This is a genomic window from Pseudomonas sp. Sample_9, assembly GCF_004307535.1.
GTDB lineage: Bacteria > Pseudomonadota > Gammaproteobacteria > Pseudomonadales > Pseudomonadaceae > Aquipseudomonas > Aquipseudomonas mercuritolerans.
Genome location: NZ_RAZO01000294.1, coordinates 1 through 5,254 on the forward strand (window position 1 = coordinate 1; position 5,254 = coordinate 5,254).

A 5,254-nucleotide genomic window follows, 5' to 3' on the forward strand; every position below is an offset into this window, starting at 1 on the left:
ACCAGCGGCCAGAAGCCACCCAATCCTGCGTTGATCGGCAAAAACAGGGTGCCGGCGCCAATGGCCGTCCCAAACAGTCCCAGCATCCAGGTGGTGTCCTGGCGATTCCAGCTCGAAAGTTCAGCGGGTGCTGCTGCGTCGAAGCGCTTTTCGAGGCTATTGGCCTGATCATTCATCCGGTCGGATCTCCGCTTTCCGGTCACTTGCCACTCGGTCAGGACGCGTCGGAAAAAACCGACAGACATGCTCCGGCCGAAACAGGGGCGCGATTCTCCGTGATAAATCAATGCAAGCAAAGACTTAGCTGAGGAATGGTTATGCGGAGCAGACCGATGGTGAGTCGTTTTCGGAATGCTTTTTGCCGTTTCCAGCTACGCTGCATGTCGTTTTCTGGCAGTTTTTCCGGCACCGTGCGCAGCCGGAACGATCAGATCAATCGAGCGACCAGAAAGCCAAACGACATGCAAAGCAAGGCAAGACTCAGCAATGCGAGGATCGGAACGATGTCGCCTCGCTGCTTGAGGCGTAACCTTTCTACGTACTCGTCGTGCTCTCGATCGGAACGGTCAATCATGGCTTGGCGGTCGAACGTACTCATGGTGATTTCCTTTTTCGCGGGTAACGGGTTGGATAGAGCGAAACGCGCACATTCATAACTTGAGCGAAAGGCCGATCAAGGCCGCTGTCGCGGTCAACATTCCGGCCACTACCGCAACCGGGTAGAAATAGGTTTCCCATTTCATCTTTTTTTCTTCCGCCACAAGTTTTTTCCTCTCGGCCACAAGCTTGCGTATTTCATTCATCAGCTTGTCCAGTTCGAGGTTTTCCCGGTCGTTTTGAAGCATTCGCCTTCCCTGGCTGGTGGCAGCTATCGCGCAAGCTGCTCTGAGGCGTGATGATTTCGCATCCATACGGGTGCTGACCAGCAGACGCATCTGCCATTCCCGTAGGCAAAATCCGCGAGTCACGTAAGCCGCCTCATACACGGAATTTGCGATATTCCAGACCAATTACCTGCCAGAACCCTGCCCTTGATCTAGCGTGTGAGAAGCCATAACCCAAGGAGCCCCCATGCCACTGGTCCGCGTCGACATCCAGCAAAATCCCGACCCCACTTTTGCCAGGCGCATCGGCGAACAGATCTACGCCGCCCTGCGCAGCTGTATCGATGTGCCCGAGCACGACAACTTCCAGATTCTCAACGAACATGACGCCCAGCATTTCGTTTATGACCCGCAATACCTCGGCATCCAGCGCAGCGACGGCGTGGTGTTCATCCAGATCACCATCAGCGAAGGGCGCAGCGTGGAAAAGAAACAATTGCTGTTCAAAACCATTGCCGAGAGCCTGCATGCGCAACTGGGTATTCGCCTGGAGGATGTGTTCATCAATCTGCTGGAGGTAAAGAAAGAGAACTGGTCGTTCGGTAATGGTGTTGCGCAATACGTCAGCTGATGGGTCGTGCGCCATGCCTGCGTACTTGCTTGTTCCACGAACCCGTCCAGAATCAAAGCACCACTGCTTGAATGCAACGATTGCCAAGCCGCTGCGGATTCAGCACTCTGAGTCGACTTTCGCGACCCACCCGCCGCCAATCACAGGAGCCGCGCAATGCCCGCAACCGTTCTGGTACTGGTTGAAACGATCAATGATTATTTGCCGATTCTCGAACACCAGGGATTCCACCTGATCCTTGCACCAACGCCAGCCGAACGTGCACAAGCCATCGTTACCCATGGCAGCCGCATCGACGCCGTGCTTACTCGCGGGCCGCTGGGCCTCACCGCCGACGAGATCAGCGCCCTGCCCGCTTTGAAAATCATCACGGTGATTGGTGCGGGCTATGAACAGGTCGATCTGCAAGCAGCCAGTGACCGTGGCATCACTGTCACCAATGGTGCCGGGGTCAACGCCTCGTCGGTGGCCGATCATGCGATGGCACTGCTGCTGGCATTGGTCCGCGATATCCCACGCTGCGATGCTGCGGTACGCCGCGGTGAATGGCCGAAAATCATGCGGCCGTCGCTGGCCGGCAAGCGTCTGGGCATCCTCGGGCTGGGCGCCGTGGGCATGGCGATTGCCAAGCGTGCGGAGCTGGGTTTCGACATGCAGATCAGCTACCACAACCGCCAGGTGCGCAGCGACGTTTCCTATGCGTTCTGCTCGACACCGACCGATCTGGCGCGAGCCTCGGATTTTCTAGTGGTCGCCACGCCCGGTGGGATCGGCACGCACAACCTGGTGACGCGAGCGGTGCTCGATGCGCTCGGACCGAATGGCTTTATCGTCAACATCGCCCGGGCCAGCGTCATCGCTACGGCGGATCTGATCACCGCACTTGAACAACGTCGTATCGCCGGTGCCGCGCTGGATGTGTTCGATCACGAACCGGAAGTGCCCGATGCCCTGAAAAGCCTCAGCAACGTTGTGCTGACTCCCCACGTCGCCGGCCTCTCCCCCGAAGCCACGCAAGGCACGGTTGAGCTGGTGGGCAAAAACCTGATGGCGTTTTTCTCCGGACAACCAGTGCTGACTCCCGTCGCCCTGCCGCCCAGGTTGAACAACCAGCGCGTGCATTAACGCGCCTGGCATCGTCGAACCGCGCCGATCTTTGGCCCATTCTCAAAGTTGATTATCCAGCAACACGCTAACCTATAAGACCGACCCGCGCTTGTGAGCATCCGAGCGCGCCATTAGATTAGCCAATGATGTCTGGCCTCCAAAATAAGCAGAAGGGATAAGCATGGCGCTTACTGACCAGTCCACCCGGATCCGCGCGGGCGAAGAACTCGATGCCAGCCTGATCGATCCGTACCTCAAGGCGCACATTCCCGGCCTGACCGGCACGCCGCAGATCAGCCAGTTTCCTGGCGGCGCGTCGAACCTGACCTACCTGCTGGAATACCCCGAGCAAGAATTCGTTCTGCGCCGTCCGCCGTTCGGCCACAAGGCCAAATCCGCCCACGACATGGGCCGTGAGTTCCGCATTCTCAACCAACTGCGCGACGGCTTTCCGTATTGCCCGAAGGCCTACGTGCATTGCACTGACGAGGCCGTCATCGGCGCCGAGTTCTATGTGATGGAACGGGTCAAGGGCATCATCCTGCGCGCCGAACTGCCGTCGGAACTGGGCCTTGATTCGGCGAAAACCGAAGCGCTGTGCAAAAGCTTCATCGACCGCTTCGTCGAACTGCATCGGGTTGATTACAACGCCTGCGGCCTCGGCGACTTGGGCAAACCCGAAGGCTACGTCGCGCGGCAGATCAAGGGCTGGAGCGAGCGCTACGAAAAAGCCCTGACCCCGGACGCGCCGCACTGGGAAGCAGTCAAAGCCTGGCTCAACGACAAGATGCCGGCCGACCACCCGACGTCGAGCATCGTCCACAACGACTACCGCTTCGACAACGTCATCCTCGACCCGGCCAATCCGATGCAGATCATCGGCGTGCTCGACTGGGAACTGACGACCCTCGGCGACCCGCTGATGGACCTGGGCAACACCCTCGCCTACTGGATCGAAGCCGGCGACCCGGCACCGGTGCAACTGATGCGCCGCCAGCCAAGCCACGCACCGGGCATGCTGACGCGCCGCGAATTCGTCGACTACTACGCCGAGCGCTCGGGCATCCGCATCGACAATTTCGACTTCTACTACACCTACGGCCTGTTCCGCCTGGCCGGCATCGTGCAGCAGATCTACTACCGCTTCTACCACGGCCAGACCCAGGACAAACGCTTCGCGCAGTTCATTCACATGAACAAACTGCTGGAGCAGATGAGCCTGCAGGTCATCCAGAAATCCAGCCTCTGACCCAGGCCTATAACAAGACTTCCAACAAGGGAAACCCATGTCCAAGACTCAGTTGTTCGACCTCGACGGCAAAATCGCTTTCGTCTCCGGCGCCAGCCGTGGCATCGGTGAAGCCATCGCCAAACTGCTGGCCCAGCAAGGCGCCCACGTGATCGTCTCGAGCCGCAAGCTCGAAGGCTGCCAACACGTCGCCGACGCCATCATCGCCGCCGGCGGCAAGGCAACAGCCGTGGCCTGCCACATCGGTGAGATGGAGCAGATCAGCCAGGTCTTCGCCGGGATCAAGGAACAATTCGGCCGCCTCGACATCCTCGTCAACAACGCCGCAACCAACCCGCAATTCTGCAACGTGCTCGACACCGATCTCGGTGCGTTCCAGAAGACCATCGATGTGAACATTCGCGGCTACTTCTTCATGTCGGTCGAAGCCGGCAAGCTGATGCGCGAAAACGGTGGCGGCAGCATCATCAACGTCGCCTCGATCAACGGCATCTCCCCGGGCATCTTCCAGGGCATCTATTCGGTGACCAAAGCGGCGGTCATCAACATGACCAAAGTCTTCGCCAAGGAATGCGCGCAATTCGGCATCCGCTGCAACGCCCTGCTCCCGGGACTGACCGACACCAAATTCGCCTCGGCCCTGGTCAAGAACGATGCGATTCTGAAACAGGCACTGACCCAGATCCCGCTCAAACGCGTGGCCGACCCGAGTGAAATGGCCGGCGCAGTGTTATACCTGGCCAGCGATGCGTCGAGCTACACCACCGGCGTGGCGCTGAATGTGGATGGCGGATTCCTGTCCTGATATCTGTCCCGTGTGGGAGCGAGCCTGCTCGCGAAAGCGTTGTGTCAGTCAGCTATGTTTTGACTGACACCACGCTTTCGCGAGCAGGCTCGCTCCCACAGGGTAACTGCTGGGTTCCTGGCCTCGTGCAATCGAGGAATCGCGAATCTTATTGGGTTATGCAACGGGTAGTGGTGATGTGGCGCGTTACCTGCCCATCGACATACATATCCCCGGCAACCTCAGTATTCTCCAGCACCTCACACCGACGTTCCGGCGGAGGCGGCGGCGCGACAGGCGCAGGCGGTGGAGGACTGGAACAACCGGCCAACAGCACAGCAAGAAAAGCCAACGGCAATACGCGTTTCCCAGGATTATTCATAGGACGACCCGCGGTGAAGAGAGACAAACTCCCGCAACCCAACCGGCCGCGGAAGACCTGACCACTCATTCTTTATAGCTGAGCACTTTGTTAGCGCCAGTGGATTGGGGTGATTGGGTGGGATTGGCTGTCGGTTTTGCGTAGATTTTCCAGCAGAAGCCTGGATTGGGATTATGGTTGTCGGCGAGGGCCTCATCGCGAGCAGGCTCACTCCTACAGTTTTGATCGAGTGAATTCAGTAACAACCAGGTCGGCTGTCAGGCCGCCTTCGCGAGCA

General features: G+C 58.7%; 6 protein-coding genes and 1 pseudogene. 4 read left to right on the top strand and 3 right to left on the bottom strand.

What is annotated here, in order from left to right; translation table 11 throughout:
* From D6877_RS16055 to D6877_RS16060, 3 genes and pseudogenes are all read right to left on the bottom strand, one after another.
* Nucleotides 1-176: pseudogene (locus tag D6877_RS16055) on the bottom strand (HAAAP family serine/threonine permease); the annotation flags it as partial.
* A 251-nt stretch (nucleotides 177-427) separates the two neighbouring features.
* On the bottom strand, nucleotides 428-598 hold the full coding sequence (locus D6877_RS29400) for a hypothetical protein (protein ID WP_016775119.1): 171 nt from the start codon (nucleotides 596-598) through the stop codon (nucleotides 428-430).
* 52 nt (nucleotides 599-650) lie between these two features.
* On the bottom strand, nucleotides 651-845 hold the full coding sequence (locus tag D6877_RS16060) for a hypothetical protein (RefSeq protein WP_016775120.1): 195 nt from the start codon (nucleotides 843-845) through the stop codon (nucleotides 651-653).
* Nucleotides 846-1,071: 226 nt separating this feature from the next.
* Here D6877_RS16060 and D6877_RS16065 point away from each other — a divergent pair, with 226 nt between their 5' ends.
* The 4 genes from D6877_RS16065 (at nucleotide 1,072) to D6877_RS16080 (ending at nucleotide 4,616) form a co-directional block, all read left to right on the top strand.
* On the top strand, nucleotides 1,072-1,455 hold the full coding sequence (locus D6877_RS16065; protein WP_123442224.1) for a tautomerase family protein: 384 nt from the start codon (nucleotides 1,072-1,074) through the stop codon (nucleotides 1,453-1,455).
* A gap of 156 nt (nucleotides 1,456-1,611) precedes the next feature.
* Nucleotides 1,612-2,580, top strand: a complete 969-nt coding sequence (locus D6877_RS16070; RefSeq protein WP_130911426.1) for a 2-hydroxyacid dehydrogenase — start codon at nucleotides 1,612-1,614, stop codon at nucleotides 2,578-2,580.
* 163 nt (nucleotides 2,581-2,743) lie between these two features.
* Nucleotides 2,744-3,811: a phosphotransferase family protein gene (locus tag D6877_RS16075; RefSeq protein ID WP_130911427.1), complete on the top strand. Its 1,068-nt coding sequence runs from the start codon at nucleotides 2,744-2,746 to the stop codon at nucleotides 3,809-3,811.
* A 37-nt stretch (nucleotides 3,812-3,848) separates the two neighbouring features.
* The gene (locus D6877_RS16080; RefSeq protein ID WP_130911428.1) at nucleotides 3,849-4,616 is read left to right on the top strand and encodes an SDR family oxidoreductase; all 768 of its coding nucleotides are present in this window, start codon (nucleotides 3,849-3,851) and stop codon (nucleotides 4,614-4,616) included.
* The last annotated feature ends 638 nt before the right edge of the window (nucleotides 4,617-5,254 follow it).

Coding starts and splice junctions, on each gene's coding strand:
- D6877_RS16065 (WP_123442224.1), top strand. CDS start 1,072: ATGCCACTGGTCCGCGTCGACATCCAGCAAAATCCCGACCCCACTTTT.
- D6877_RS29400 (WP_016775119.1), bottom strand. CDS start 598: ATGAGTACGTTCGACCGCCAAGCCATGATTGACCGTTCCGATCGAGAG.
- D6877_RS16075 (WP_130911427.1), top strand. CDS start 2,744: ATGGCGCTTACTGACCAGTCCACCCGGATCCGCGCGGGCGAAGAACTC.
- D6877_RS16070 (WP_130911426.1), top strand. CDS start 1,612: ATGCCCGCAACCGTTCTGGTACTGGTTGAAACGATCAATGATTATTTG.
- D6877_RS16080 (WP_130911428.1), top strand. CDS start 3,849: ATGTCCAAGACTCAGTTGTTCGACCTCGACGGCAAAATCGCTTTCGTC.
- D6877_RS16060 (WP_016775120.1), bottom strand. CDS start 845: ATGCTTCAAAACGACCGGGAAAACCTCGAACTGGACAAGCTGATGAAT.